Genomic DNA, 24,313 nt, shown 5'->3' on the forward strand with positions numbered 1-24,313 from the left:
GTGTTCTATCTCTGGCGGGCAATGGTCGGTAAACCGGCAGTAGACCGCCAAGAGGAACAGATGGCGATAGCGAACCGAGTGGAATCAGTTGTTGGAACTAAGGAAGATGCGGGCAGCAAAATCACGCGCCACGCAGGGCTCCTGTCAGCGCAATTGCAGCAGCTCAGAACTCGCATGTATCCTCCTAAGTCGGAGAAAACACTTCGTCAGTTTTTGACGAACGAAGTGTCGAAGCTGACGTCTATACCCGATTCCACGCTGAAGCTCATGTCCATCGAAGGGCGTGGACCGGTCCCGAGCAGGCTTGAGAACAATCATCGCGTTTACACCCTGGCTCAGATCAATGAGTTGCGCGAGCTGTTCGCTAAGCAGAAGCCGGCGGAAGCCCTGCGGTTTTTCCCCCGCCGACGTGCCGGCGAGCATCTCCAGGTTCTTGCCATTGCCAATTTCAAGGGCGGTAGCGCAAAGACCACGACCTGCATCCACCTCTCTCACTACCTGGCTCTTCAAGGCTATCGTGTTCTCGCGCTCGACTTGGACCCTCAGGCATCCCTGTCAGCCATGTTCGGCGCCCAGCCAGAGGTAGACGTTGGTTCGAATGAAACCATCTACGCCGCCTTGCGATACGACGAAGCCGAGCGTCGCCCGATTCGCGACATCATTCGCAAGACCTATTTCGAGGGGATCGATCTAATTCCCGGCAACCTCGAAGTGATGGAGTATGAGCATGAGACTCCCCGCGTCTTGGCGAACAAGTCGGGCACCGGCGCGATCTTCTTCGAGAGATTGAAAGTCGCTCTTTCGGAAGTGGAAGCTGACTACGACGTCGTGATCCTGGACACCCCGCCGTCGCTCGGCTTTCTGACGCTGAGCGCGATATATGCGGCGACCAGCATGATCATAACGGTGCACCCTGCCATGCTGGACGTGGCGTCGATGAGCCAGTTCCTTCTGATGATGGGCGATCTGATTAGCGTTCTGAATGAGAGCGGAGCTCAACTGGATCAGGACTTCATCCGATATCTGGTGACACGGCATGATCCCAACGATGCGCCGCAGTCTCAAGTCGTTGCAATGCTGCGGCACATGTTCGGGACCGATGTCCTATTGCCCACTGCCATCGAAAGCACAGCCGTCGAAGCAGCGGGCCTGGCCAAGCGTTCGATATACGAGCTTGAAATGGGTCAGATCGGCCGGGATACCCACAAGCGCGCGCGTGAAGCTGTGGACGCGGTCAATGAAGCGATCATCCGCCTTATCAACGACAGCTGGGGGCGGACATGAGCAAGTCTTCTCGCAAATCGATTGTCGCCAGTTTCGGGATGCTGTCTGCAGAACTGGAGAGCAAGCTTCCAGACGATCAGCAGCAAGCTGCCCCCCCTGCCCCGGCGCCGCGTGTTGGTGCCGGCGTTATAGGTGCCACACACCGCGCAATCGAGGAGATCCGAACGGAGCGAGATCTGTTGAAGGCACTCGTAGAGTCGGGCGGCGGTGCGATTCGAGAGCTGGATCCCTCTCTGATCGACCCCTCCCCTTATCCGGACAGACTGCCGGACGATGACGCGGCAGGCTTTGAGGCATTCAAGCGTTCGATTGAGACCGAGGGACAAAAGGTTCCGGTCCAGGTTCGAAAACACCCCTCCTCCCCTGGTCGCTACCAGATCGTTTATGGTCATCGACGGTGGCTTGCTGCCAAGCAACTCGGCAAGCCCGTTCGCGCGATCGAAGTTGAGATTTCAGATCTGGACCTCGTCGTTGCGCAGGGCATTGAGAATGCGAGCCGGCAGGATCTCACATGGATCGAGCGAGCTCTGTTCGCATCACGAATGGATGACGCGGGAATCAAACCCCGTGACATATACGCGGCGCTGTCGATCGATGACGCAGAACTCGCCAAGATGCGCAGCGTCTATCGATCGGTTCCTATCGACGTGATTGAAGCAATTGGTCGCGCGCCCAAGATAGGTAGGCCGCGCTGGCTTGAGTTTTCGAAAACGATAGCCAACGACCCGGAATCTCTTTCAACGGCCCGCCAGGTCCTATCGGAAGCGCGTGAACGGTCGTCAGTGTCCGATCAACGCTTCCAGCGAGCTCTCGAAGCCATAAAGCCGTCGAGCAAGGTGGATCAGGACAGTACGGCAATCTCGGATGCCAGTGGCCGCAAACTTGGTGCCTGGAAGATCTCGCCCAAGGAAGTCCGAATTTCGGCAGACGGGCCTCTTGGTGTCGAGTTTGTGAAATTCGTTGGGGACGAGCTCCCCGCGCTCATTGAACGCTTCTCTCGGCAGCGTGAAAATTAGAACTCCTACAGCTGTCAGGGTCGCCGTCGAATACAGGAACACGAAAGGAATACCCGCAAAAGAAAAAGGCCCCCCAAACGTTGCCGTCGTGGAAGCCTCTCTCATATCTGGACAATCTGAGAATCGCATTTCCACGAATCCCCGTCAAGAGTCATTGGCACCGAATTTTGGTGAGCGGACTTCTTTTGCCTTCTGAGAGGTGAAGGAAAATGCAGAGTGGGAATGTGACGACGCCCTTCGGGCGACGGCCGATGACGCTTGCCTTGGTTCGGCGACAGATTGCGACGGCCGAGATCAAGCCCGGCAAGTCGGCAGACAAGTGGAAAGTCTTCCGCGACGCCTCGGAAGCAAGGGAACTGCTTGGACTGCAGGACCGCAGCCTGGCTGTGCTCGACGCGCTTTTGAGTTTCTATCCTGAGAATGAGCTGCGCCAGGACGCGCAGCTGATTGTCTTCCCATCAAATGCGCAGCTGACACTCCGAGCGCATGGCATCGCCGGCGCGACGCTCCGCAGACATCTTGCTCTGCTTGTCGAAGCAGGCCTAATCGTGCGCAAGGATAGTGCCAACGGCAAGCGCTACGCCCGGAAAGACAGGGCAGGCGAGATTGAAAGCGCATTTGGCTTCGACATCTCACCGCTTCTGTTGCGTGCCGAAGAACTCGCCGGCATGGCGCAGCAGGTTGCTGCCGAACGAGCAGCCTTTCGCATAGCGAGGGAGAGCTTGACGATCTGCCGTCGCGACGTCCGCAAGCTCATTACTGCCGCGATTGAGGAAGGCGCGGCTGGCGATTGGGAAACCATCGAAGCGGTTTATATAGGTCTTGTCAGCAGGCTTCCGCGCTCCCCGACGCTCAGCGACGTCGAGTTGGTACTGGACGAGATGGAACTCTTGCAGCGAGAGATCGTCAACATCTTGGAAGCACAACAAAAAGACAAAAATACTAGCACCAATGCTGCTCATAATGAGCGCCATATACAGAATTCAAAAACCGAATCCATCCATGAATTTGAACCTAGCTCTAGAAACGAGCAGGGGGCGAAGCCGGTGGATGATGATGGAACGAAGCGAGAGCCGATCCGGAGTTTTCCGCTTAGTATGGTGTTGAGGGCGTGCCCTGAAATCGGAATGTACGGACCAGGTGGCGCGATTAGTGGCTGGCGCGACATGATGTCGGCCGCGGTCGTCGTTCGTTCGATGCTGGCGGTGAGCCCATCGGCCTACCAAGAGGCCTGCGAGGTGATGGGGTCGGAAAACGCTGCCGTAGCGGTCGCTTGTATCCTTGAGCGGCAAGGGCACATCAACTCGCCTGGAGGATATCTCCGAGACCTGACGCGTAGGGCGGCGAGGGGAGAGTTTTCGCTCGGCCCGATGTTGATGGCGCTGTTAAGAGGGAATGGAGGCGAGAAGCAGCGAGTTGGATAAGGCGGAGCTTCCGTCGGAGAATCCTGTCAGCTGACAGGATTCTGGGGTTTGGCCTCCCTTTAATTCAATCGGCATCGCGATGATGTGACGCCATGGTTCGCCTGACGATGAAGGTTCCCACATCACGATGTTCTATGGCGTATCACTCTCGTGCTCGACGGCCGGGGGTTCTCACGGCCGTGCCAAAACCCTGTCAGCTGACAGGTTTTGGCGGGAGGAGTTTCTTCTTCTGCTTGATCTAGTAGCGGGAGGGGATTTGGCGCAGTGGAAGGCTCCTTGTCGAGATCAGCATCGGCCGATTGAAGCTCACAAGTTGATAGGCCATGGCCCACGGCCAAACGGCGACCTGGTCATGGCGAATGAGGAGGTCGGTTTGGAAAGCACCCACGATCAATATGTTCGTTCGGGCGCAAGGCATCCAAGGGCTATTCTGACAGACCCCATCTCCTTGAGCCCCTAGATCGGAAGACGCCGGCGCGGCCACGAGCCGGCGCTGTCCCTGACGGTCAGTTCCGGTCAGCAGTTCCAGAAGAGTGGGATTGATATAGAGGTTTTCTCGTCCAGCTTTCATGTCTGCAGCGTCGACGAGGACGTTCAGGCGGACAGCCACTGCGGGTCGCTGGGGTGCTGAGACCACGTCGGCCGGGCGGCTATATGCGTTGACGAAAATCAACTCCGCCGTATCCGTATAAAGCCGGGTCTGTCGAGGGTCCATTCCTCCCAAGCGTCTTCAGCCGTCACCATGGGAGCCGGTCGCAATAGCCGCGTTTGTTGAGGATGAGCTGGCGGCCCAGGTAAAGCACGCGAATGTCAAGTATGCCTAGATCGAGGGAATACAGAAGGTTGAGCTCACGCCCATTCTTGTTGCCATCGATGCGGGGACATTGGTGCCGCGCTGTGCGATAGCGCCTCCTCCGCGCCGGGCTTTTGTTGTTTTCGCAGGAACTCTATCCCGATTTTGCCATTGTTATCGATCAATTCGGCGATAAGGAATTCCAAGGAGGAGGGATCGTGGAAGTCAGTGGCAGTGACCGCGAGCTCGTGGCGGTGATGAGACAGTATTTTGCCGCGAAAGCCGAGCTAGAAAGCTTGAAAGAACAGTTGGAAGCGGCACGACAGGCAGCCGGCGAGGCGATCGCCGTGTTCTACGATCCCCGCCAGAACGCCGAGCACGCCGCCGACCTTCAACGCTCGCATCGCTTTAGGGGAGAGATGGCGTTGCTGATGCAGCGTGCTGAAGGCTGGGGGAGGGCAATATTGGCCGCGGACCGGAACGATACATCGGAGGCGGAAGCGGAACCGGACGAATGGCAGTCGTTGAGAGGCGAGCCGATGAATTCTTCGGCGCGTAGTCACCGACTGCTGCATCGCTTCGGGCAGGGAAATGCCGCGGTTAGCGGCCTCTGTCCGGTAGCCGGATCTTAGCCTGCGCGTGGAAACCAGCGTCGGGTCGAGCCCGACTTGCTTGGCTCGGGCCTTGAGGATCAGGTTGACCGATTGCGGCGTCAGCGCCCGCCAGTCGACGTTGCTCCACTGATCGATGCTCCGAAATATGCCCTTCCTTGATCCCGCCTTTCGCCAGCCAACGTTTCAAGGCGCTCACTGGTCGGCCGGGTCGGTGCGCACCGGTTCCTCATCAACGAGATCTCTCGACAAGCAATCCCGCCACTTCTGACCGACGACGGCCCCGGAAGCGAAGGCGGTGAGAAGCAGCGCGCGAACTCCGTTGTTCATGAGCGGCTCCAGACTTCGCTGCATGCCTGATACGAAGCGCTTGCCAGATCTATGCCGGCGAAGGTGAATTGGGCTTCTACCACGCGAGATATCGGGCGGAGCGCCTGGCCAGACCAAGGGCCCACCGCTATGACCTGAACTCAGTCGACCGTTTTATCGCGAGTTTGCCGGGAAAGTAATCGAATGGCTGAGGCTTGCGGAGGTCGCAGCTTCCCCATATATTTTGTACAAGAAATGTGTTTATGGATATGGCGGAAAGATGGTTCAGGCTCAAAAGATCCACAACGATGGCGGACCGCTGATCCTGTCCTACATGGACAAGGGCGGAAAGATTGCTGTTCAGCAGGTCGCAGACGGCTTCGGCATGTCGAAAACGCAGCTGGCCGAAACGGCCGGTCTCGCCCGCGAAACGCTTTACCGCCTGGAGCGCAGCCGCGGAACAAGGACGCAGAACCGTCTTCGCGAAATGCTTGAAATCATCAGCCGGGTCACCGATTGGGCCGGGGGCAAGGAGCAGGCCATGGCGTGGTATCGCGCCCAGCCACTCCCGGCTTTTGGCGGCCGCACGGCGGAGTCGCTGGTGAAGGACGGCAAGGCGGCAGCTGTCCGAGATTACCTCGATCATATGGCCCTTGGGGGCTTTGCTTGAGGTTCGTTGAGACCTGCTACCGAGCACATGATCCACGCTGGGCATTCAAACCGACGTCGGGAGATGGCGCCGCCATCAGGGGCGCACGCTTCAATCCGAAAGGTGTGCCGGCGCTCTACCTCGCGCTCAGCATCATGACGGCGGTCAAGGAGGCCAATCAGGGCTTCGCGCATCGCATCGATCCCTGCGTGCTCTGCTCGTACGATATCGATTGCGAGGATGTGGCCGACCTGACCACGGAGGAGGGGAGGAGTGCATTTTCCGTCTCGATGGAGGAGATGGCCTGCAGCTGGGCCACAGCCCTTGCGGAAGGGAGGCGGCCCGCCTCCTGGGCGATTTGTGATCGGCTGAGCTCGCGTGGCACCGTCGGCATTCTGGTGCCGAGCTTTGCGCCGGGCGCTGATGAGGATGATAGAAACCTTGTCCTATGGACGTGGGGACCGGACCTCCCGCATCGGGTAATCGTGAACGATCCTAGCGGCCGGCTGCCCAATGATCAGCTGTCCTGGAGGTAATTGGCGTGCGCGACCAGTTTTCACTCGGCTGAAGCGTTTGTGCGACTTCAGTTGCGGCAAACGGTCGTGCAACGAGCGAGGTCGGTTGCGTGTAATGCAGCCTTGGACCTAGAGTTTTTGTTCGACACGAAGCCAGGCTTCACCGCCGCCCACCGTCATTTTTCCACCATAGCTGATAAGGAGCGTTTGCCATGAAAACGGACAACGAAGAGCTGATCAGGAAACGCGCCTATGAGCTGTGGGAGAGGGCAGGACGACCGGAGGGAGACCGGCCTGAAGCACTGGCTTGAGGCTACGCAAGAGTTTCAGTCCACAAAGATGCGTCGAGCGCTTCGGCCCGTTTCAGGACGATGTCGACGGCTTCAATTTTGGCCATCGCCGTGCTTTCGTCGTGCTGATGCATGCGTCACCTTGCGCCAGCTGCCAATATCTTCACGCCGCTTTGATGTCGGTTTGCAAAAAATCATTGCCCTTGTAGAGGAGCGGTTCCCCAGTCAGCGCAGCAAGAGCATAGGAAAAACAGTCGCCGTAGTTCAGGGCTGCCGGATGACGGCCTTTGCCATAGCGACGCCAGGCGCGCCGCGCGCGATCAGCATGTTCGGCTGTGACAGGGACGATTTCGACGTCCGCCTTGTAAAGCCAGAGGTCGAGATCTGCGCCTGCAGCCTCCCCAAGTCGCGTCTCGATCACCATGGCAGCCTCAAGGACGGTCGCAGCGGAGATGAGTCGGACGGGATCGTCCGCAATGCGCGAGCGGAAAGCCGTCGCTTCCGGCTCATTGAAGGCGATTGCGGCAAGCACGGAGGTGTCGATGACCATCAGGATGGAAGTCCGTTTTCGTCGTAACCGAGGATCTCGTCGGCTGTGCGGTTGTCCAGGACAGGCAAGGCGTTCCAGCGTCGCTGGATAGCTTCGAGATCTTCGAGCAGAGCGGCTTTCCGCATGTCAGAGCCAAGCCGACGCAGGCGCTCTTCGAGCGCGCGTTTGGTTGCTAATGTGATGCTTTCGCCGGTACGTTCGGCAAGGGTACGGGCAAGCTGCTCGGTGTCGTGGTCTTTGATACTCAGGGCCATCTTTGTCGTCCGAGGTTCCTAATCGTCAATATTCTACCTTCGCAATATAGCTGCTGCCATTCGCAATGCCAAGCGCCTTGGGCCTTACTTTGTCACGTCAGTATTCCGGGATGCGGATCGCAATCCACTGCATTTAAACGATTTGTTACTGGCGAAGATCGGCGGACTCTGCCTGATGAACCGTGCCCTCAGCGGCGGATGAGGCCAAACCGGTGGGCTTCGTCCAGCAGGTCCCGGACGGAGGAGGGCTGCCATTTTTTGCCGCCTCGCGCAGGCCGTTCTCCCATCTGGTCCAGTTGCGCGGCAATGTCGCGAAGCGACAGATCGGGATCGGCAATGGCGATCGCCGCCACCAGCTTCATCAGATGGTCCTCGGCAGCGCGGCGAGGGGACCGGGCCAGAAGTTCCTTTTCAGCGAGCTTTTCGCGGACCAGGCGATGAACGGCGCGACGAAGGCGCTCGACGGTCCAGTCGTGACCGCGGCGATTGAGCACGCGCACGACATTGTCCCAACTGTGCTGAGGCCGCAGTTGCCGCACCATCGGCAGCCACGTCTGCGCGGATGCAATAAGCTCATCGAGATAGAGTTTCTCGCGTGCCTTGGAGACTGCCTTGATCGCCTCCGGTCGCCGTTCTCGCAGCCCGGGGTTTCCCGGAAGCTTGCCGCGCGCCCTCGCCGCCTTGATGCCGGCCTTCGTGCGCTCGGCGATCAGCGCTCTCTCAAGCTGAGCGACCGCGCCGAGAACCTGGAGGGAGAACATCCCCTGTGGCGTCGAGGTGTCGATCGGATCGCGGATCGAGCGAAAATGCACGCCACGCTCTTCAAGATCCTCGATCACCTGCAGGAGATGGCTCACCGATCGGGCCAGCCGATCGAGGCGGACGACGACGAGGACGTCTCCTGCGGTGAGCTCTCCGAGCAGCCGGGTCAAAACTGGCCGGGTCCGTGATGCCCCGGAGCCATGCTCCTGATAGATCCGATCGCAGCCGGCGGCCCGCAGCTCGTCCATCTGGGCATCGTGGACCTGGTCCTCCGTCGAGACGCGGGCATAGCCGATCAGCCGCCTTAGAGGCTGTTGGACGTTAACTCTTTGTCGCTTCGCCATCGCGCTTTTAACGGCCCCGTTTCGCGGTGATTTGTACAGATAAGGAATGCGTGAGAAATTGGTCAGTTGCAAGCGTGTTTTAGGCATCGAATAGCGGCTCGCCAGACTCGAATTCTCACCTGAGACGAGCAACGGAGCGTCCACAGTGGCAAACGCGCGCCAGCGGGCGTCTGTGGCGGAAATGCCGGAAAAGCAGCGGTCTTGGAGATGGCCTTCGAGAGATGGAGCTTGCTGAAGGGCACCGGAGCTCAAATCGGAAAAGCGGAGGGGCCATGCGCACCGCCGGCGGCCGTCGAATTCTGCTTGGGTGAGTCCGGTCAAGCCGGTCGAAATCGGCTGGAAAGGCCGGAAAACTGGGAGTTTTCGCTCATCCAGGACGACCGACATAACCGCTTTGCGGCGCCAGAACGATCACTGTCGATACTTGGGGCCCTATCGATAGTGATGGACTGCGGAAGTTGTCGTCTGCATGACGGAAATATATGTCGATTTAGCTTCCGTATACGAGAATTCAGTCGTTGTTTCATATGGTTAATGATTAATGAATTCCTTATCCAGAAACAAGGGTGTTTCCGGTCACCCAGGGCGGCTGACATTTGCGGTTTGCGATTCCAAAACCCGGGGGCCGCGAGGCAAGCGCCTGCGCGGCTTTGCCCCGCACGGCCACTGGCGCACGCTGACCTCCGCGTCTATTCTCCCGATCAGCGAACCCGGAGAGCACACATTGATGATGCGATGAAAGCCTCGCCAAATCTGGTGTATGGCGGGCAGATCTGACTGTGTGCCGATGCCTCAGGGCTTGAGTTTCTTACGGTTAAACGTCATGTTTACCTGAAAGTCTAAGTTGTTACCAAGGATCGGGCGAATGAAGGGACGCATCTCGCTCTCTGCTCAAAATTTGACATCATGAAGTTTCTGATCTTGCGGGTCCTGACCCATAGTGAACTCGGCATGTTCCATGAGTACCGGCGTCAGGGCAAGGAAGGCTCGAAGCAGCGCGCGATTAACTTCGATGGCTCGGTTGTAGACCGGGTTTTCCCGACAGCACTGGATACAGACCGCATACCGCTGGAACTCCGGTATGACACGGATTCCGGTATCGCTGTGAAACCGCAGTGGCTCACCCGCCAGGCAAAGAACTGGCGATTCGAGGGCAATTGCCCAAGGGACAAAATTTACGATTTTGTGGAACCAGGATGCCTGTTCGCCATGGAGGTCGACGCGGGCGCCACGCCGGCGACCGGTGCCTGGGCGGTGTTCCCCGCAGATGATGAGGTGACGACCGGCGTTCTGTCAGATGGCGCTACTGCGGAGCTGACACGGGCAGGAATGATCGCACTGCATGGGGAAGAAGGTTCCCGTGTGCAGTGCCTACTGAGTGAAGCCCGACCTGAAATGTTCGGGAGAGACAGGGAAACAGTTGAACCAATGAACAACGCAGGTGGAAGTGTCGCGGGTCGAAAGCGGTTGCCGCCCCGCCCCAAGCGTTTGGCAGAGATTATTGCAAGGACAGGACATACCCTTCCGAGCGCGGTCGCAGATCTTGTCGACAATTCAATCAGCGCCGACGCGACCGAGATTGACATTGTGTTCGAACCTCCGAACGGCGGGAACGGGCGTTGGCTGACGCTCCGGGATAATGGTCATGGTATGTCGGGGCGAGAGCTCGACGAGGCAATGACCCTGGGGAGCGAAGTCGAATACGAGTCGAACAGCCTCGGCAAGTTCGGCTTTGGTCTTAAAGGCGCCTCCTGGTCGCAAGCACGCATCTTTACGGTGGTTACTCGTCGTCGGGGTGGTTCCATCAGCCATCTCAGCTGGGATATTGAGAAACTTGGGGACTGGGAGCCGAGCGACGCGCCGCTGGAGGAATGGGAACGTGAGTCCACCACATTAGGAGAACAGGGTACGGTCGTCCTTTGGAAGGACATGACGCCGCCCGCCGCAGCTCCGTCCGTGCAGGGGGTATCCCCATATTCATCCGAGGTCATGGAGCTCGAGCGACACCTTGGTCTGGTCTTTCATCGCTTCCTTGAGGGGGATGCAAAGAACCGGAAGAAGGTGACAATCCGGATCAACGGAGTGGAGGTTCGACCCAATAACCCCGTGGGACACCCGCTGGCGGGGCCTTACGACGTAAAGTCAATTCGAATGCCGACAAGCTCAGGCGACGAGACCATTACGGTGCAGCCATTTGTCCTTCCTTCGGAAGATCAGATCAAGCAGCACCATAAAGCCGAGGGGCCTCAGATCGTAAATGAAGTGCTGCAGCACGTAGGGCTTTATGGAAAACGCAATGAGTCGCAGGGTCTTTTCATTTACAGAAATGATCGCCTGATCAAGTGGGGCGGGTGGCACCAGATGTGGTCAACGTCTGACGAGAAGACTAAGCTCGCCAGGGTGATCGTCTCCTTCTTCGGCACAAAGCTTGATGATGCCTTTCACATCAACATTACCAAGCGTTCCGTAAGCCTTCCGACATTTATTCAGGACGAGATCAAGAAGCTAGCGATCCCAGCCCGTAACGCGAGCAAGGCGAAATACAAGAAAGAAACCACGCCGCCGCCCGCAGCCAGGCAGATGGGAGCACCATTTGTTCCTGCACCTGTTCCGGCGCAGCGGCCTTCGACGAGCGGAATGCCTCTAGCCACGCAAAGCGGGGCAATTTCAGCGCGGCCAGCATCTCCGCCGCCTACTGTGACGGCGACGCCCACAGTGAGCTACAGGCCTGTGACGACGGACCGTTTCGCGTGGAAAGTGGCCCAGAATTTGACTGGTGGACGCGATCTGCAGGTAAGTGATCGTCTGCCAGCGCTCGCGGCACTCGCAAAGCGCCTTGCCAATGATCCGGATGCGACGGGCGACCTCGCGGCGTTCCTGGCGGTGCTCGACGAGAAGGGGGTACAGGCACTACTGCTAGATTCAAGCGAGCGCTGATGCCTAACCTCCGTATACTCGCGACACCTCCATCAGCGCCGAGCTGGGTGGACCGACTCTCAGGAACCTCTTGGCCAACATGGAGCCGGCTGGAGAATTTACTGCTGAGCAACCGACGCTGGAAGCCGGATCAGGTCGCGTCGCTTGAAGCAGAATCCTTCCGTGTCCTTCGGCATCTGCGGGATCCACTTTCGAATGGCTTCTTCAGTGGGCGTGGCCTTGTCGTGGGATACGTGCAGAGCGGGAAGACCGCAAACTACACCGCTGTGGCGGCGCGGGCTGTAGACGCCGGATATCGCCTTATCATCGTGCTATCGGGGATCCACGATTCCCTGCGCAATCAGACCCAGGTGCGCCTTGAGCGGGAACTGGTCGGACTGTCCGAAGAGAGCTGGGAGGCAGTGGGTTGGACGTTGTTGACCGGTCGCAACGCGGATTTTGTGCCTACCGATGCCGCAATTCTCCAGCGGGGCGGGGCCTTTCTGGCGGTCATCAAGAAGAACACACACATCCTTGCCAAGCTAATCGAGTTCCTCCAGGCGGCAGGCGCACGCGTCGGGGACCTTCCGGCGCTCATAATAGACGACGAGGCGGATCAAGCATCAATCAACACGCGGGGCAACCGTGACCCGGCAATCAGCGATGAGGACGATGCCAGCGACAAGGCTTCTGCTCCTTCGCCGACGAACAGGTTGATCCGCACTATTCTGAGAATTTTGCCCCGGGTCAGCTACGTCGCGTACACCGCGACCCCGTTCGCCAACATATTCATAAATCCTCAAGCGCTTGATAGCGAGGCGGGAGAAGACCTGTTCCCGCGCGACTTCGCTCTCCAGCTGCCGAGACCGGATGGATACACAGGAACCGAAGAGCTCTTTGGCGTCGCGGCACAGGGGCGCGACGTGTTAAGGCCGGTGCCGGAAGACGACGTTCAACGTTTGCGCACCACCGGCAGGCGCCGGAGCGCGGGTCTCGTTGTTGGCCCTGCCGAAAACTTGATCCCGACCTCGCTTTCGGATGCCTTTCTCACGTTTTGCCTAGCCGGTGCCGTCCGGGAGCTCCGCCCCGGCCTTGTAGGTCAACCGCACACAATGCTGGTGCATGTCAGTTCGCGGACGGCTGACCAGGCTCGTATCGCAGGCGCTTTGAAGGATCAGCGCGACATCTGGCAGGGTGCGCTTCAGCAAGGACAGAGCCTGGACGGTCTCTTTCGCGGAATTATCAGGAGCCATCTCGCAGGCGTAGAGCTTCCGGCTGATGAGTCAGAGATAATCGCGCGTGCCTGTCGGGTGATGGGCGGACTGGAGATCCTCGAACTCAACAGCGTCGCTGGAGAAAATCTTGAGTACGACCTCCATCCCGGACGGCATCTCGTTGCGGTTGGGGGCAACAGACTGTCTCGTGGTCTTACCCTCGAAGGGCTGACGGTCTCGTACTTTCTGCGGACCACCAACATGGTGGACACACTATTGCAGATGGCGCGCTGGTACGGGTTCCGAACCGGTTACGAAGATCTTGTCCGCATCTGGACTACAGACGGCATTGCATTATGGTTTACGGAGCTCGCGCTCGTCGAACAATCCTTGAGAGACTCTCTTCGTTCTCTGGCGCATGCTGGCCGCCGACCGGATGAAATGGCAATTCGCCTACGGGCACATAGCGGTCTATTGCTGACAGCCCGCAATAAGTCAGGACTTTCGACGGAAGTCCAGGACTCCTGGTCCGGCGAGCACCCACAGACTGTTATGCTACCCCTTGGCAACCCGGATCGCTTGGTCGATAACCGGCTGCTGACCGAGCGTCTTATAAGCAATATCGGAGGCGGGCGGCAAATTGCTGGCGGCTGGCTGCTTCAGGATGTCCCTCCTGAAATTATTTGCGATTACCTGCGCCTGTATCGCACGCATGACGAGGTGATTGCGTTTCGCGGTCATGAGTTGGCGGATTGGATCAGCGAGCGTGCCGGGGCAGGGGAGCTGGTGAATTGGTCAGTGTTTGTCGCCGGTTCCCGGGAAGGTGCTGATACAAAGATTGGCGGGCTGTTAACCGGGGTGGTTACCAGAACTCGTACAAGTTCCGAGAGCATCGGGATTTTGATTGACCCACGGCATGAGGGAGTCGATTTGCCGGGTGGCCCCGATGCCTACCGCCGACGGAATGGCAATTACGACGCGGAGTCCATGCGCGCTGCTCGCCCCCCGACCGAGGGGCTACTTATCGTGTATCCGCTTGACCCGGCCTCCCTCGGCGTCGGTGAGATAGACGCTGTGATCGCCGTGGCCCTAAGCTTGCCTCGAACGTCTGACGGCGCAAGCACCAGTATCGTCAATCGGGGGGTGGCGGATGGCTGAGGGGCCAAACCCGGAGGCCTGGGCGGAGCTGAGGTCTAGACGTCCGATTTCGCATGATGGGCTGGTGACGCGTGGCCTTCACTACCGGGGTGAAGAGACGGCCATCCTTATGGGCATGGACGCTGAAGGCGATCTCCATCTGCTCGTCCCAGTCTCCGAGGGACCATCATTCCAGGAGTTCCCGGACTTAAACGGTCTGATGGTTCGGCATCGTGTCACCAGTGGGGGACAGTTCCTTGGTCTGGTAGCGACAGCCCCTCATGAGCGCGTCTTCACTCCCGTATGCAGGGAGGTCGTAGAGGCCGTGCTTGTTCAGAATCGTGAACCATGGGCTGCCGTCGCTTCCATCATCAGGCAGTGGCAGTCGGCTTGGCGTCCAACGCGCCAGTATATGAGTCAGACAACCCAGGTCGGCCTAGCCGGAGAGCTGATTGTCCTTGCCAAAATTATGATCGATGCGCTCGGGGCGCGCGCCGTGTTGCTCTGGAGCGGGCCGGAGAGTGAGCGCCATGACTTTGTTTCAGGGAACCTTCATCTCGAGGTGAAAACCACCCGCGCCAGCCGGCACGAGCACGACATTTCTCGCCTGGATCAATTGTGGGCGCCGGACGGTCGTCGTCTTTTGCTGGCGTCGGTGCAACTTGAGGCGTCTATCGGCGGGACACTCACCCTTGCGTCCCTGATTGATGAGGTCATCGATTTAATCAGGGATGACCCCGCCGCGGTCGACGACTTCCTGCTCAAACTCTCGCGTCTCAACTGGTCGGACGAAATGAGGAGGTCTGGGGAGCTCCTCCGCTTTCATCTCCGTGAGGCCGCGCTTTATGACGTTGATGATGAGTTTCCGCGTCTAAACGAAGAGTTCCGACCACCCTCTGGGGTCCTGGCGGTGCGCTATACGGTCAGCCTTGCCAATCTTCCGACATTGGGTGTGGACGAGGTAATCGGGATGGTTAGGGCTTCGCAGGGGCTCCGTTAGCCCCGCCGTTGCAATCGCTGCATTTCTATTAATGTGTTGGCGGCCGTCCTGAGGTCTTCATGGATCACCTCGGCCAGGGCAAATGACATCATGGGCGGCACAGCGTTGCCGATCTGGCGGAAAGCCGGGTTCATGGTTCCGCTGAAGGCGAACCCATCCGGGAAGGACTGGAGACGAGCCGCTTCACGAACGGAGATCGTCCGCGCCTGGGCAGCGTCGTAGTGGATATGCGAGTAGGTATCCTTGCCGATATGAGCCATCAAGGTGCGGACCGGGAATTCTGGCCTGAGCTTCCACCAGCGATTAGGAAATTTGGATACGTCGTACGGGGGGACGATGCTATTCCATAGCTCGTTGTACGCTTGCGTTCCCTGCTTTACGCCACGTTCTGACGCCATTCGATCAACGATTTTTGCCGCCGTTGCATGAGCCTCAGGATACTCTGCGCCCGGACGCATTTCGGCGAAGGTGAGGTGGTCCCGCGGCAGGTATCGGATCACATGGTCCCAGACGCCTTCGCCCGACGCGAAGCCAGCCCAATTCCGCATCTTGATCGCGTACGTTGACGGCTGGCGGTCGTCGCGGTAGGTGGAGAGCTTATCGAAACGTCGGGTGCCACGCTTTACGGAACGACCACCGATAGGTGCCAGATCTCCGATCGCCTCTTCGGCGGATACCGGGGCAGCCAATCCATCATGGCCGAGGTCCGGAGGGACATAACCTGACATTCCCTGGCGATCCACGTAGCGCAGAGCCACCGCACGGGTGCCGGCATAGCCTGGTGGCAGCTTGAGATGATTGGTTGCGTTAGGGAAGCGTACATCTAAGCCGAGCTCGCGCCTGTAGGCGATCAGATATACGCGGTCTCGCATCTGCGGCACGCCATGAAACGCCGAGTTGATTAGCGAGTATCGCGCCGTGTAGCCGAGGTCGTCGAGCGCCTCAACAATCTCCTCTGCCACATTGTGGTGGCCGTAGTGAAGGATGTCGGGCACATTCTCGATTAGAACGGCGAGAGGGGAGAACGCGCGGACGTATGCCAGATAGCGCAGGTAAAGGTTGCCTCTCGGGTCAACGCGGAACGCCTCGGGGTGATCTGCCACTTCACGCAGCTTGGCGCGGCCGACCCGGGCATAAGCCTGGCAAGGAGGGCCGCCCACAAGTACGTCGATAGCACGTTCAACGTCGCCTAGTTCGAGTTCCTCTGCCAGAGCTGCCGGGTCCATCCTCATATCCCGAGGCTGGGCATGCACGCCAAACTTGTCTGCTTCTAAATGTGCGTGAAAGTTTCTCGCGTGGGTGAGAGCCGCCAGAGGATCGATCTCAACGGCTCCCTTTATCTCGAAGCCCGCTCGATGGAAGCCAAGACTGATGCCGCCTGCACCTGCAAAGAGATCGAGGACGCGTGCTGGCTCGCCCAGGCGAAGTCTGTCCAGTTTATAGCGGAGTGGAGAAGTCCCGGTGCCGGATGCGGCCTTTTTCATCTTGTCGTCTTACCCTCTTGCCCGGCGCGGCCCGCGCGACTCGCAACTATTATCATTCAAGTAGCACATCTAAACCGTGCGGGAGCCCGGCGGCCCCAAATGCTTGTGCAACACCTGCGCCAGAGCTTCCTTGTCCCCAATTTCGCATTCCCATATGACCAATGGCGACCATCCCAGCTTTCGGAGCCTGGCAAGCGCAGCTTCGTCTCTTTCCAGGTTACGAAGCAGCTTGGCTTCCCACCATTCCCTCCGGGTGCGGGGCAGTACTGAATTTCGGCAGCCATGGCGATGCCAGAAGCATCCATGCACAAAAATCACCTTCCACCGGCCCGGGAAAACAATATCGGGGTGCCCGGGCAAATCCTTTCGGTGAAGCCGGAACCGGTAGCCAAGCCGGTGCAGTAATTGGCGTACGATGTGTTCGGGTTTGGTGTCCCGCGGTCGTATGGCTGACATGTTCCGGCGTCGGGATTCCGGCACATCCGCGAAATCCGGCCGCTTAAGTCTGAGTGATTTTTGTTCTACGGGGGACATCAGCAGGCCAATATTCGAGAGACAAGTTTGATTTTCGTACCGAAATTTACAGGCTTTGTCCGCTCCTTAAACAGCCCGTCGTTGCGGATGACCAATTTTGCGCTGGTCTACGCGCCAATTCCGATAAGCCGCGCCTTTGTTCCGAGAAGATGGCGTCCCCGCGTTTCCGGGATGTTCTCGCCCCTACACAGCCTCGGCGACCAAGAGGGGCTCGATGGAACACTCTCGCCGGATGCCTGCCTGAGACAGACGCGTCGCCCGAGCTCGGGGATGAAAGTCGGGTGTCTGGGGGCCGCTTGCTGACTGTCTGTTTTCCAGAAAGAACTCCCAAGAAAGCAGTCATCCCAGCCCAACCAATTGCGATCGCAACGCAGGTCTTCAGTTCCCACGTCCCGGCTGCATGCTCGCAAATATTCAAACCTCTGAAAGGCCCTGTGAACGCTGGTTCTCACGCGGCGGTAAGGCTATAGCGGGGGCTGCAGCTTTTCCCTTTGCTTTCTTCAATAGAGCCTCAGCACCGGTCTCGCGTACAACAGGGGGTTCGGCGCCGGTACGGACGGAAGCCCAAACGCCAATCGTTGCATGGTTGGCAAACACAGATCGACCAGGGTCATCAGGACCGTGGCAACGTTCAACTCTCGATTCGAGAGATGGAACTCCGTTTCTTTGTTGTGAACGATTGAGCATCGAATTTGGTACAGCAACTTTGGGAGGAGGTCGCAAGCTTCGTTGAGATTGCCAAGGTTGAGCCGCTGGCCGTTCGGTTTCACAGTCAGCTTTTCCATGAAATCGTGAAAATCGTCGGCGACGAAGGCCGAATCATGGAACAGTGCGTCGAAGCGATCGCGGACATAATCGCGAAACGTTTGGATGCCGATCTGCTTCTGCCAGGACTCGGAGATTAGTTGGCTCAGATGGGCCATCTCCTTCTTCTCAACAGCGATTTCCATCTGCTTAAAATTTCGAATGCCAAACAGCATGGATGCGTTGTTGCGCCCAACAACCTTAACGATTTGTGCGCGGATCATGTAATTTTCGAGCACGTGGTAGCAACTGAGTAGCGTGTCGAGAACCGTCGTCCGGCTGTTGATCTCTCCCAAGATCTCAAACGCTTCGCTAAACTGGTTGTATTCCTCGGCGGTTCGGAGTGTCTCCGCGATCCCTTGGAGCGCTAGGGTAGAGGGAGCAAACACCGGGTTCGTCAGAAGGTGCCCCGCGAGAAGGACGTGGTACTTGCAGTAAAACAGGCGGCGCTGCTCGTCTTCCACCGAGGACACAATCCACCCCTTGCCTGTGAGATCAACCGTTTCGAGCCCGGCTTGGATGGCGACACATGCTGCCATTGTGTGTGGAAAATTCGCCGAGTTAGGTGCGATCTCAAAGCCGTTACTGAAATCCAAGAGAGCGACCGACTCGTTGAAGTTTGTCGGGTGCTCGTAAACAAATAGCTTCAATCTATCGCCACTCTTGCTAAACGCCTCAAGAGCGGCCTCGCGAACAAACAAAGTCCCCAGTTCGGCGGGTACTTCCTCGGTCAGTTCATCGGGATCAAGTTGGTTAGCGAGATTAAGGAACGCGACGAGGTTGGTAGCCTTTGGGAAAACGTCCTTCAGTGGCGCCGCGATTGGTAGTCGCGCGAAGAGCGAAACAATCTCGGATATGAAGGTGCTACCCGTGTCCCCGAAAATCTCGGAGGCCATAGCAGAGAGTTCATCAGCTCTAAGAATGATGTCTGTGATATTATCGAGTTCGTCCTGTGGAAGAATCGTTTCGTCGGCCGTCAGGGCCAGCCTGATGATTTCAAGAATCTTCTCACGAAGCGTCATGGAGCTCATCCTTGACGTTCACGTTCCGCCAGTTAATCGGACCAGAAATCTTGCCTTCCACGAATGCCGAAGTGGCATTGAAGACAGCTCGCTTGTTCACGTTGCCGATGTTCACCTTCGAGAGGTCAAGCGTATTCCGCCACTCCTCAAAACCTTCGAGGTTCAAGACCTCGGCGTACTGCTCGATGCGGGCGTTGAATTTCGATAGACCTTCGATTTTTGTGCCAGGGTGGTTTTTGGCCATCGCGCCGATCGCTCCAAAGATTCCAACCAGAACCACTTCGCGACCAAGCCATCGAATCCCCGACTCGCTGCGCAGCGCGCCATCGAGGAGCCTAAGTGTTTTAGCGAACGCCGAAAGCAAGCGGTCGTCGATATCGAGCAGTGACTCGTCGGAACCGTTGTCGCCGCTAAACGATTGAGACGCTGAGAATTCCGCGTTTGTTGTTACGGTTTCTCCTTCGGTCAGCGAAACGAAAGCGGAAATGAGGTGCGCGAAGTGAAATTCTCCGGGTTTTCTTCCCTTGCTGTAGGTGGTGGAAGCCTTGTCCTTCTCACGAACCATCGTGCTCGGCGCGAGCTCCTTGGCAAGAACTTCGAAATTACTCCAGAAGATCAGCTCGATTTGGTGCTTGATGTTCACCGACTTATGCCCGGCGTTTAGTACAAGCATTTTCTGTATCTGCTCCGCTTCCGACAAGCCGAACCAAATCTCAAGCCAGATGGTGTTGCCCTCGAAGAGCTCTACTGCCTCGATGCCTTTACGGTTCGCCTCCAACGCCTTTTGAAATATCTGCGGGCTGAGATCGATTTCGCGTAATTTCGGCGCGAGTTGGCGCGTCAATCGGGCGACGGGAACTTCAGCCTGGTCAACGAACTCATCGTTGATATAGGTTAGCGTGTCCCAGATTTCTTTGAGACGATGACTCCGCTGAAGTCCGTCAAGAACTTTGAAGTCCGAACCGAGATTGAAGATGGAGCCCACGTCGTGCGCGGGCGGGTTCGGCCCGGCCACTAGAACGATTGGAGGGATGTGCCTTTTCTTCGAAATCGTGTCCCAAAGGTTGTCGAGGAAACGGTTCGTTACAATGCCTCTTTGGATATAGAATTCTCGAAAATTAGCTGGCAAATTTTCGACGTATTGAGCGAGCGATGTCTTACAGAGGAAGCATACGGCTTCACCCTCGGAAATCCTGTCGAGTAATTGCAGTTCCACGGGGCTAAATCCTTGCCATGCAACGCCACTTTGGCGACTAAAACTGGGTTATCCTGAAAAGGTTGATCGTTGGTTTCTACGCCTCCTCGTGGTTGATCCAGTCGGGCCTACATCCACCGATGTCGGTGACCGCTATGCAAAGGCGAACCTAGTCTCAGATCGTAGCAAATGGCAGCAATGGCTGAATGAGCGTCAGCTTCTGGGCGGGTACAAAATCTTCCTTTATGACTGACATGGGGCGCATAGCCGCTCAATCGAAGTGCGAAAACCGGAAACATTTGCCCAAAGAGGCACGGCCCCGCTGGGTTCGGGGCCGCGCTCTTTCAAATCTCTGTATGCTCCGCTAGTTAGCGCATCCTCGATGTCCACACTAAGCTACCTGACCGCGTTCTCGATCGTGGTATGTCCGAGCAGAATCTGGATTGCGAAGATTGCCCGGCGCTTTGTAGATCCTCACGGCTTTGGTGCGGCGAAGCGAGTGTGTGCCATAGTCTTCGCGTCGCAGCCCAATCGCAGTTACTCGCCGTACGCTTCGGGGGGAATGACGATCGGTGCGGCAAGCTGGATCAGCTTCTGCTGAACCCCCTGTAACAACCCGGCGGTAGTAGCGACCTGCAGCAACCTAGCCGGCTCAACGAGTGCGGCAACGCCTCGCCAACTATGCCCCGGCTACCCGGCAATTAACTCTATAGTATGCGGATCGACCACACTGCCATGCACGGTGTCGCCTCCGCTGAAGTTCTCCTGAAACCATCTGGCGATCTGCGCATTGCCGCCGACGACCCGGACAGCGCCGGTCCGGTTGGCCATCCTGTTAATCTTCGAGACGACCGTCTGGCTACCATCACTGAACCGGACGCGGATCGGGTCGCCGTCCTTGCCGAGATATTCGCTGGCTTCAACGCCTAGGTTGAGGATGCCCTTTTCATAATATGTAGCTCCGAGCACGACCGAGAAGGTTGCGATAGCCTGGCCGGATGCCCGCGGCTCCGCCGGAGCGTCGGCTACCGCGACGACATCCGATGCCCCAAACTCGGATTCTTCCTCTTCCTCGCGTTCTGCGTCTTCGGAGATCGGGTGCCCTCTATCCTTACCGTTCCACGGGGGATCAAATTCCCGGATCAGGCTGTCCTCGAGACCAGCGGCTAGATTGATCTCGAAATCGGAATATCGGAGGTGAGTTATCGGCGTGAAAACGAAAATGCGGATCTCGGTACCTTCAGCAATCGCGGCATTAATGTTGCGATGGCAGCGCTGGTTGGTGGCCTGTGTTTTTCCCGGTCGACAGTATCCGACATACCGCTTCCTGATCGAGCGGGCGGTCTTCCCGATATAGACAACTTGGTCATCACGCACGAAGGCGTAGAGCGCGTTAGGGGCGTCCAGCAGAACCTCGCTCGCTGAGGCGTCTGCGCCGTCAAGATCGTAAGCAATGGAATCTCCTTTCGGCTGCCATTTGCCTACGTCGACGAAGCCGAGGTTCAGGAGAACCTCCGCAGTTAGTTGCGAATCCGTCATGCGCAGTTGCCTCCCGATACCGAGGGCTTTTTGCGCATGGGCAATTCACCGTGTCAACCTTGGCAGATGTGGCCAGGTGCCATTAGCTGAGAGTGAAAATCGGGCGCCGCGAGCTGACCGGCAGCTTTCGGGTCCAGACCGCGATTAGCTGCCGTTACAGAAGACATCATCAGACTTGAATGCAATCGCTCTCGTGCCCGAATAGGCACGTAAGGAGAATGCGGGCCGGTATTACATTTCTGCAACCCCAACGCGGCCTCCAGATCATCGATCTCTTGCCCGCGTTCTGAAAAGAGAATCTAAGCGAAGCGCTGTCTACGTATTCTTGAGCACGGCCATGTCGTATCTCGTCACAAGAAAAGGACCAAGGATTGACTCGCAACCTGAGGGAGATTCTTTAAGAAAGGTGGCGTAGACGTAGCCTGCAGCTACATTCGGATTTTCTTAATGCCATCACGCTTCGCCATAACAACCGTTGACGTCGACCTCCCAACAATCGGCAGCCAGACCCTCAAGTTCTCAAGAGGCTCTTCGCATCAAAGCCAGACGACCGTGCTGGTTGGACGAAATGGCACCGGAAAGTCCTCTGTCCTTCGTGAGCTCGCAATGAGCTTCCGGGCGTACTTCTCCAAGCGTGACTTGAAGAGCCGACAGGGGATGGGGCGGGTTTCCCATATCGGCATTAGCTCCGATGATGCGAACGCGATGCTCAACGTGACTGCCGATGCGAAGGCCTTCCGGTCAGAACGAGATAGCCTCCGTACTCTCGGACCCGCGAAGGTCATCGCGTTGTCTTTCACGCCTTTCGACAAGTTCCCGCCTGCCGACGATACCCGCGAATCTGGGTATAGCGGCGGCGAAAATCCGTTCTACGTCTATCTCGGTTTCAAGGCTGAATACCGTATCTCGCCTCGGGCACGTCTCTTGCGGTCGATCGATCAGCTCACCTTCGCGGAGCGGACGGCACAAGGCGACCACAGGGTCGTCCAAACTCTCGACGCGATAGGCTATCAGCCCTTGGTGACAATCAGCTACGAGCCAGCGCAGGGCAGTAGCCGGGATCGTCCCTCCCCATCAGGGGGTACCGTACTTACAGACTATCTTTTGACCTACCGGCATCGATCAAGGACGGACCACAGATCGTTTAAGTACGCGATCGACTTTGCGAGCGGCCAACACTATTGGGAACCTCCAATCGACTTCGATGGCGGCGGCGTTGTCGATTCGGATGAGCTGCGCCTCTTGGTTCGCCAGGGGGCAATGAAGGTTTCGTCCATCATCTTGCATCGCCGCGAGCAGGATGACCCCGTCGAACTTCTCGAGCTGTCGTCTGGAGAGCTCAATCTCCTGTCCGGCTTTCTCGGACTTGCCTCCTTCCTGGAGAACGGGTGCGTCGTTCTTATCGACGAACCCGAGAACAGCCTCCACCCCGAGTGGCAGCTCCGATACGTGGAGATGCTAGACGCCGTGGCACGTCAGCATGCTGGCTGTCATTTTGTGATCGCGACGCATTCTCCACTTATTGTCAGCGGCGTGGCGAGCGAGCGCTCGACGGTACTTCGTCTGGACAACCAACAGGTGGAACTTAACCCGGCGGTCGTTGCCGACACGTCGCCCGACGCGACCCTGCTGAACGCCTTCCAGGTCGTGACGTCGGGCAATAACTTCCTCAAGCAATTGGTTCTTGAAGCTCTAACGTTGATTGAGACTGGCAAACATGGAGAGCCTCGAGCTCTTGACCTCGCCGACTTCCTTGGGGGTATCTGGCTCAACATTCCGCAGGACGATCCTCTGCGTGAGCTCGTAGCCAATGTAGTATTGGCGATTAGACCGCGATGACCGAATTTCTCCAATGCGAAGTCGATGAGATCGACGCCGTGCGCGCTGCCCATGGCGAGAAGATACTCAACAAGTGGTTCGATCAGTCAGCAGCCAAGGACAGGTTCAAGAAAGCGCGGATCAAAGATCAACGGCTACGATGCTGTTATTGTCGGAAGTTCAACGCCACGATCTACTCGAACGAGTGGGATCTTGAGCACGTCCTTTGCGAGGACATTTATCCTCAGTTCTTCGCCGCTCCGGGAAACCTGTCGATCGCTTGCAAGCGGTGCAACGGCGCCAAACGCCAGACTGACGTTTACGTGGCCCCTATCCCGCCGATAGACCCCCTGCAGGCCTTGCCAGAGCAATCGGAACGATACTCGATTCCGCATCCCAGAATCGACCTCTGGAACGATCACCTTTCCCACGTGAACTACGAGATCTACATCTCAAAGACTCCAAAGGGCCTTGAGCTAATGGATGTCTGCAAGCTGAACGAACCTGCTATGAAGGAAGCCGGCCTGACGCGGGAGACCGTTGTAACGGCGATGCGGACGAACTTTTTCAAAAGGATGGGAAATCTCGTCGATAAGAACATATCCGACGACAAAGTAATCACCGCTATGTCGCTCATTATCGAGGACTCGGAGGAGATGCGTGCTGACGCTTTCATTGTGGGGCTAGAGAGGAGGATCAAAAAGCTTGAACGCACCGCTGCTGGAAGGACCACCGAGAAGGCTTTAGCAGAAGCTCTGAAGATCGCGCGACCGCAGGGCGCTAGAGCGCTGGATCTTGAGGCAGTAAATCGAACCTGAGAGCTAACGGCAAAAAGGCGGCGGCTGTCGG

Annotated in this window: 20 protein-coding genes and 2 pseudogenes; 12 read left to right on the forward strand and 10 right to left on the reverse strand. The window is 57.7% G+C overall.

All coding sequences use genetic code 11. The features are described from left to right. The first annotated feature begins 21 nt into the window (after positions 1 to 21). The 4 genes from repA (at position 22) to M728_RS28335 (ending at position 5,149) form a co-directional block, all read left to right on the forward strand. Complete coding sequence (gene repA / locus M728_RS28320) at positions 22 to 1,284, forward strand: plasmid partitioning protein RepA (protein ID WP_156943516.1); 1,263 nt, start codon at positions 22 to 24, stop codon at positions 1,282 to 1,284. After that, the gene (repB, locus tag M728_RS28325) at positions 1,281 to 2,300 is read left to right on the forward strand and encodes a plasmid partitioning protein RepB (RefSeq protein WP_026622183.1); all 1,020 of its coding nucleotides are present in this window, start codon (positions 1,281 to 1,283) and stop codon (positions 2,298 to 2,300) included. The genes repA and repB overlap by 4 nt, the downstream gene beginning before the upstream one ends. A 209-nt stretch (positions 2,301 to 2,509) precedes the next feature. After that, entirely contained in the window at positions 2,510 to 3,724 is a 1,215-nt protein-coding gene (repC, locus tag M728_RS28330; RefSeq protein WP_026622182.1) for a plasmid replication protein RepC, read from the forward strand. A gap of 930 nt (positions 3,725 to 4,654) precedes the next feature. Further along, entirely contained in the window at positions 4,655 to 5,149 is a 495-nt protein-coding gene (locus tag M728_RS28335) for a hypothetical protein (RefSeq protein WP_245269759.1), read from the forward strand. On the opposite strand, the pseudogene M728_RS28340 reads toward M728_RS28335, so the two are convergent. Further along, positions 5,078 to 5,440 (reverse strand): annotated as a pseudogene (locus tag M728_RS28340) (integrase); the annotation flags it as partial. The gene M728_RS28335 and the pseudogene M728_RS28340 overlap by 72 nt on opposite strands. A gap of 277 nt (positions 5,441 to 5,717) precedes the next feature. On the opposite strand from M728_RS28340, the gene M728_RS28345 reads away from it, so the two are divergent. From M728_RS28345 to M728_RS28355, 3 genes are all read left to right on the forward strand, one after another. Next, positions 5,718 to 6,107, forward strand: a complete 390-nt coding sequence (locus tag M728_RS28345; RefSeq protein WP_026622181.1) for an antitoxin Xre/MbcA/ParS toxin-binding domain-containing protein — start codon at positions 5,718 to 5,720, stop codon at positions 6,105 to 6,107. Continuing rightward, positions 6,104 to 6,622, forward strand: coding sequence for an RES family NAD+ phosphorylase (locus tag M728_RS28350; protein WP_026622715.1), 519 nt, complete (start codon positions 6,104 to 6,106; stop codon positions 6,620 to 6,622). The genes M728_RS28345 and M728_RS28350 overlap by 4 nt, the downstream gene beginning before the upstream one ends. Positions 6,623 to 6,813: 191 nt before the next feature. Beyond that, complete coding sequence (locus tag M728_RS28355; RefSeq protein WP_245269807.1) at positions 6,814 to 6,912, forward strand: DUF2934 domain-containing protein; 99 nt, start codon at positions 6,814 to 6,816, stop codon at positions 6,910 to 6,912. A 142-nt stretch (positions 6,913 to 7,054) separates the two neighbouring features. Here M728_RS28355 and M728_RS28360 read toward each other — a convergent pair whose 3' ends face one another. From M728_RS28360 to M728_RS28370, 3 genes are all read right to left on the reverse strand, one after another. Continuing rightward, positions 7,055 to 7,441, reverse strand: coding sequence for a type II toxin-antitoxin system VapC family toxin (locus tag M728_RS28360; RefSeq protein ID WP_026622716.1), 387 nt, complete (start codon positions 7,439 to 7,441; stop codon positions 7,055 to 7,057). Continuing rightward, on the reverse strand, positions 7,441 to 7,695 hold the full coding sequence (locus M728_RS28365; protein ID WP_026622717.1) for a type II toxin-antitoxin system VapB family antitoxin: 255 nt from the start codon (positions 7,693 to 7,695) through the stop codon (positions 7,441 to 7,443). Before M728_RS28365 ends, M728_RS28360 begins: the two co-directional genes overlap by 1 nt. Positions 7,696 to 7,883: 188 nt before the next feature. After that, positions 7,884 to 8,801, reverse strand: coding sequence for a recombinase family protein (locus tag M728_RS28370; protein ID WP_026622718.1), 918 nt, complete (start codon positions 8,799 to 8,801; stop codon positions 7,884 to 7,886). A 906-nt stretch (positions 8,802 to 9,707) separates the two neighbouring features. Between M728_RS28370 and M728_RS28375 the strand changes: the two genes are divergently transcribed. The 3 genes from M728_RS28375 (at position 9,708) to M728_RS28385 (ending at position 15,068) form a co-directional block, all read left to right on the forward strand. Further along, on the forward strand, positions 9,708 to 11,738 hold the full coding sequence (locus M728_RS28375) for an ATP-binding protein (protein WP_026622719.1): 2,031 nt from the start codon (positions 9,708 to 9,710) through the stop codon (positions 11,736 to 11,738). A 224-nt stretch (positions 11,739 to 11,962) separates the two neighbouring features. Continuing rightward, on the forward strand, positions 11,963 to 14,089 hold the full coding sequence (locus M728_RS28380; RefSeq protein WP_245269808.1) for a Z1 domain-containing protein: 2,127 nt from the start codon (positions 11,963 to 11,965) through the stop codon (positions 14,087 to 14,089). Continuing rightward, positions 14,082 to 15,068, forward strand: a complete 987-nt coding sequence (locus M728_RS28385; RefSeq protein ID WP_026622721.1) for a PD-(D/E)XK motif protein — start codon at positions 14,082 to 14,084, stop codon at positions 15,066 to 15,068. The genes M728_RS28380 and M728_RS28385 overlap by 8 nt, the downstream gene beginning before the upstream one ends. Here M728_RS28385 and M728_RS28390 read toward each other — a convergent pair. From M728_RS28390 to M728_RS28415, 6 genes and pseudogenes are all read right to left on the reverse strand, one after another. After that, complete coding sequence (locus tag M728_RS28390) at positions 15,065 to 16,552, reverse strand: DNA cytosine methyltransferase (RefSeq protein ID WP_026622722.1); 1,488 nt, start codon at positions 16,550 to 16,552, stop codon at positions 15,065 to 15,067. The genes M728_RS28385 and M728_RS28390 overlap by 4 nt on opposite strands. A 69-nt stretch (positions 16,553 to 16,621) precedes the next feature. Next, positions 16,622 to 17,086, reverse strand: a complete 465-nt coding sequence (locus M728_RS28395) for a very short patch repair endonuclease (protein ID WP_084044660.1) — start codon at positions 17,084 to 17,086, stop codon at positions 16,622 to 16,624. 500 nt (positions 17,087 to 17,586) lie between these two features. Next, positions 17,587 to 18,912: a hypothetical protein gene (locus M728_RS28400; RefSeq protein ID WP_026622723.1), complete on the reverse strand. Its 1,326-nt coding sequence runs from the start codon at positions 18,910 to 18,912 to the stop codon at positions 17,587 to 17,589. Then, positions 18,899 to 20,128: a hypothetical protein gene (locus M728_RS28405; protein WP_156943558.1), complete on the reverse strand. Its 1,230-nt coding sequence runs from the start codon at positions 20,126 to 20,128 to the stop codon at positions 18,899 to 18,901. The genes M728_RS28400 and M728_RS28405 overlap by 14 nt, the downstream gene beginning before the upstream one ends. A gap of 375 nt (positions 20,129 to 20,503) precedes the next feature. Next, a pseudogene (locus tag M728_RS28410) lies at positions 20,504 to 20,648 on the reverse strand (integrase); the annotation flags it as partial. Between the two features lie 149 nt (positions 20,649 to 20,797). Next, a complete protein-coding gene (locus tag M728_RS28415; RefSeq protein WP_034884390.1) occupies positions 20,798 to 21,646 on the reverse strand; it encodes a GIY-YIG nuclease family protein in 849 nt (282 codons plus the stop codon). 447 nt (positions 21,647 to 22,093) lie between these two features. On the opposite strand from M728_RS28415, the gene M728_RS28420 reads away from it, so the two are divergent. Both M728_RS28420 and M728_RS28425 read left to right on the forward strand, forming a co-directional pair. Then, on the forward strand, positions 22,094 to 23,485 hold the full coding sequence (locus tag M728_RS28420) for an ATP-binding protein (RefSeq protein WP_084044661.1): 1,392 nt from the start codon (positions 22,094 to 22,096) through the stop codon (positions 23,483 to 23,485). Beyond that, complete coding sequence (locus tag M728_RS28425; RefSeq protein WP_026622727.1) at positions 23,482 to 24,282, forward strand: hypothetical protein; 801 nt, start codon at positions 23,482 to 23,484, stop codon at positions 24,280 to 24,282. Before M728_RS28420 ends, M728_RS28425 begins: the two co-directional genes overlap by 4 nt. The last annotated feature ends 31 nt before the right edge of the window (positions 24,283 to 24,313 follow it).

Origin of the sequence: Ensifer sp. WSM1721 (genome assembly GCF_000513895.2) — a bacterium.
GTDB lineage: Bacteria > Pseudomonadota > Alphaproteobacteria > Rhizobiales > Rhizobiaceae > Sinorhizobium.

Coding starts and splice junctions, on each gene's coding strand:
- M728_RS28400 (WP_026622723.1), bottom strand. CDS start 18,912: ATGACGCTTCGTGAGAAGATTCTTGAAATCATCAGGCTGGCCCTGACG.
- M728_RS28420 (WP_084044661.1), top strand. CDS start 22,094: ATGCCATCACGCTTCGCCATAACAACCGTTGACGTCGACCTCCCAACA.
- M728_RS28360 (WP_026622716.1), bottom strand. CDS start 7,441: ATGGTCATCGACACCTCCGTGCTTGCCGCAATCGCCTTCAATGAGCCG.
- M728_RS28375 (WP_026622719.1), top strand. CDS start 9,708: ATGAAGTTTCTGATCTTGCGGGTCCTGACCCATAGTGAACTCGGCATG.
- repB (WP_026622183.1), top strand. CDS start 1,281: ATGAGCAAGTCTTCTCGCAAATCGATTGTCGCCAGTTTCGGGATGCTG.
- M728_RS28345 (WP_026622181.1), top strand. CDS start 5,718: ATGGTTCAGGCTCAAAAGATCCACAACGATGGCGGACCGCTGATCCTG.
- M728_RS28395 (WP_084044660.1), bottom strand. CDS start 17,086: ATGTCCCCCGTAGAACAAAAATCACTCAGACTTAAGCGGCCGGATTTC.
- M728_RS28415 (WP_034884390.1), bottom strand. CDS start 21,646: ATGACGGATTCGCAACTAACTGCGGAGGTTCTCCTGAACCTCGGCTTC.
- M728_RS28365 (WP_026622717.1), bottom strand. CDS start 7,695: ATGGCCCTGAGTATCAAAGACCACGACACCGAGCAGCTTGCCCGTACC.
- M728_RS28370 (WP_026622718.1), bottom strand. CDS start 8,801: ATGGCGAAGCGACAAAGAGTTAACGTCCAACAGCCTCTAAGGCGGCTG.
- repC (WP_026622182.1), top strand. CDS start 2,510: ATGCAGAGTGGGAATGTGACGACGCCCTTCGGGCGACGGCCGATGACG.
- M728_RS28385 (WP_026622721.1), top strand. CDS start 14,082: ATGGCTGAGGGGCCAAACCCGGAGGCCTGGGCGGAGCTGAGGTCTAGA.
- M728_RS28390 (WP_026622722.1), bottom strand. CDS start 16,552: ATGAAAAAGGCCGCATCCGGCACCGGGACTTCTCCACTCCGCTATAAA.
- repA (WP_156943516.1), top strand. CDS start 22: ATGGTCGGTAAACCGGCAGTAGACCGCCAAGAGGAACAGATGGCGATA.
- M728_RS28425 (WP_026622727.1), top strand. CDS start 23,482: ATGACCGAATTTCTCCAATGCGAAGTCGATGAGATCGACGCCGTGCGC.
- M728_RS28355 (WP_245269807.1), top strand. CDS start 6,814: ATGAAAACGGACAACGAAGAGCTGATCAGGAAACGCGCCTATGAGCTG.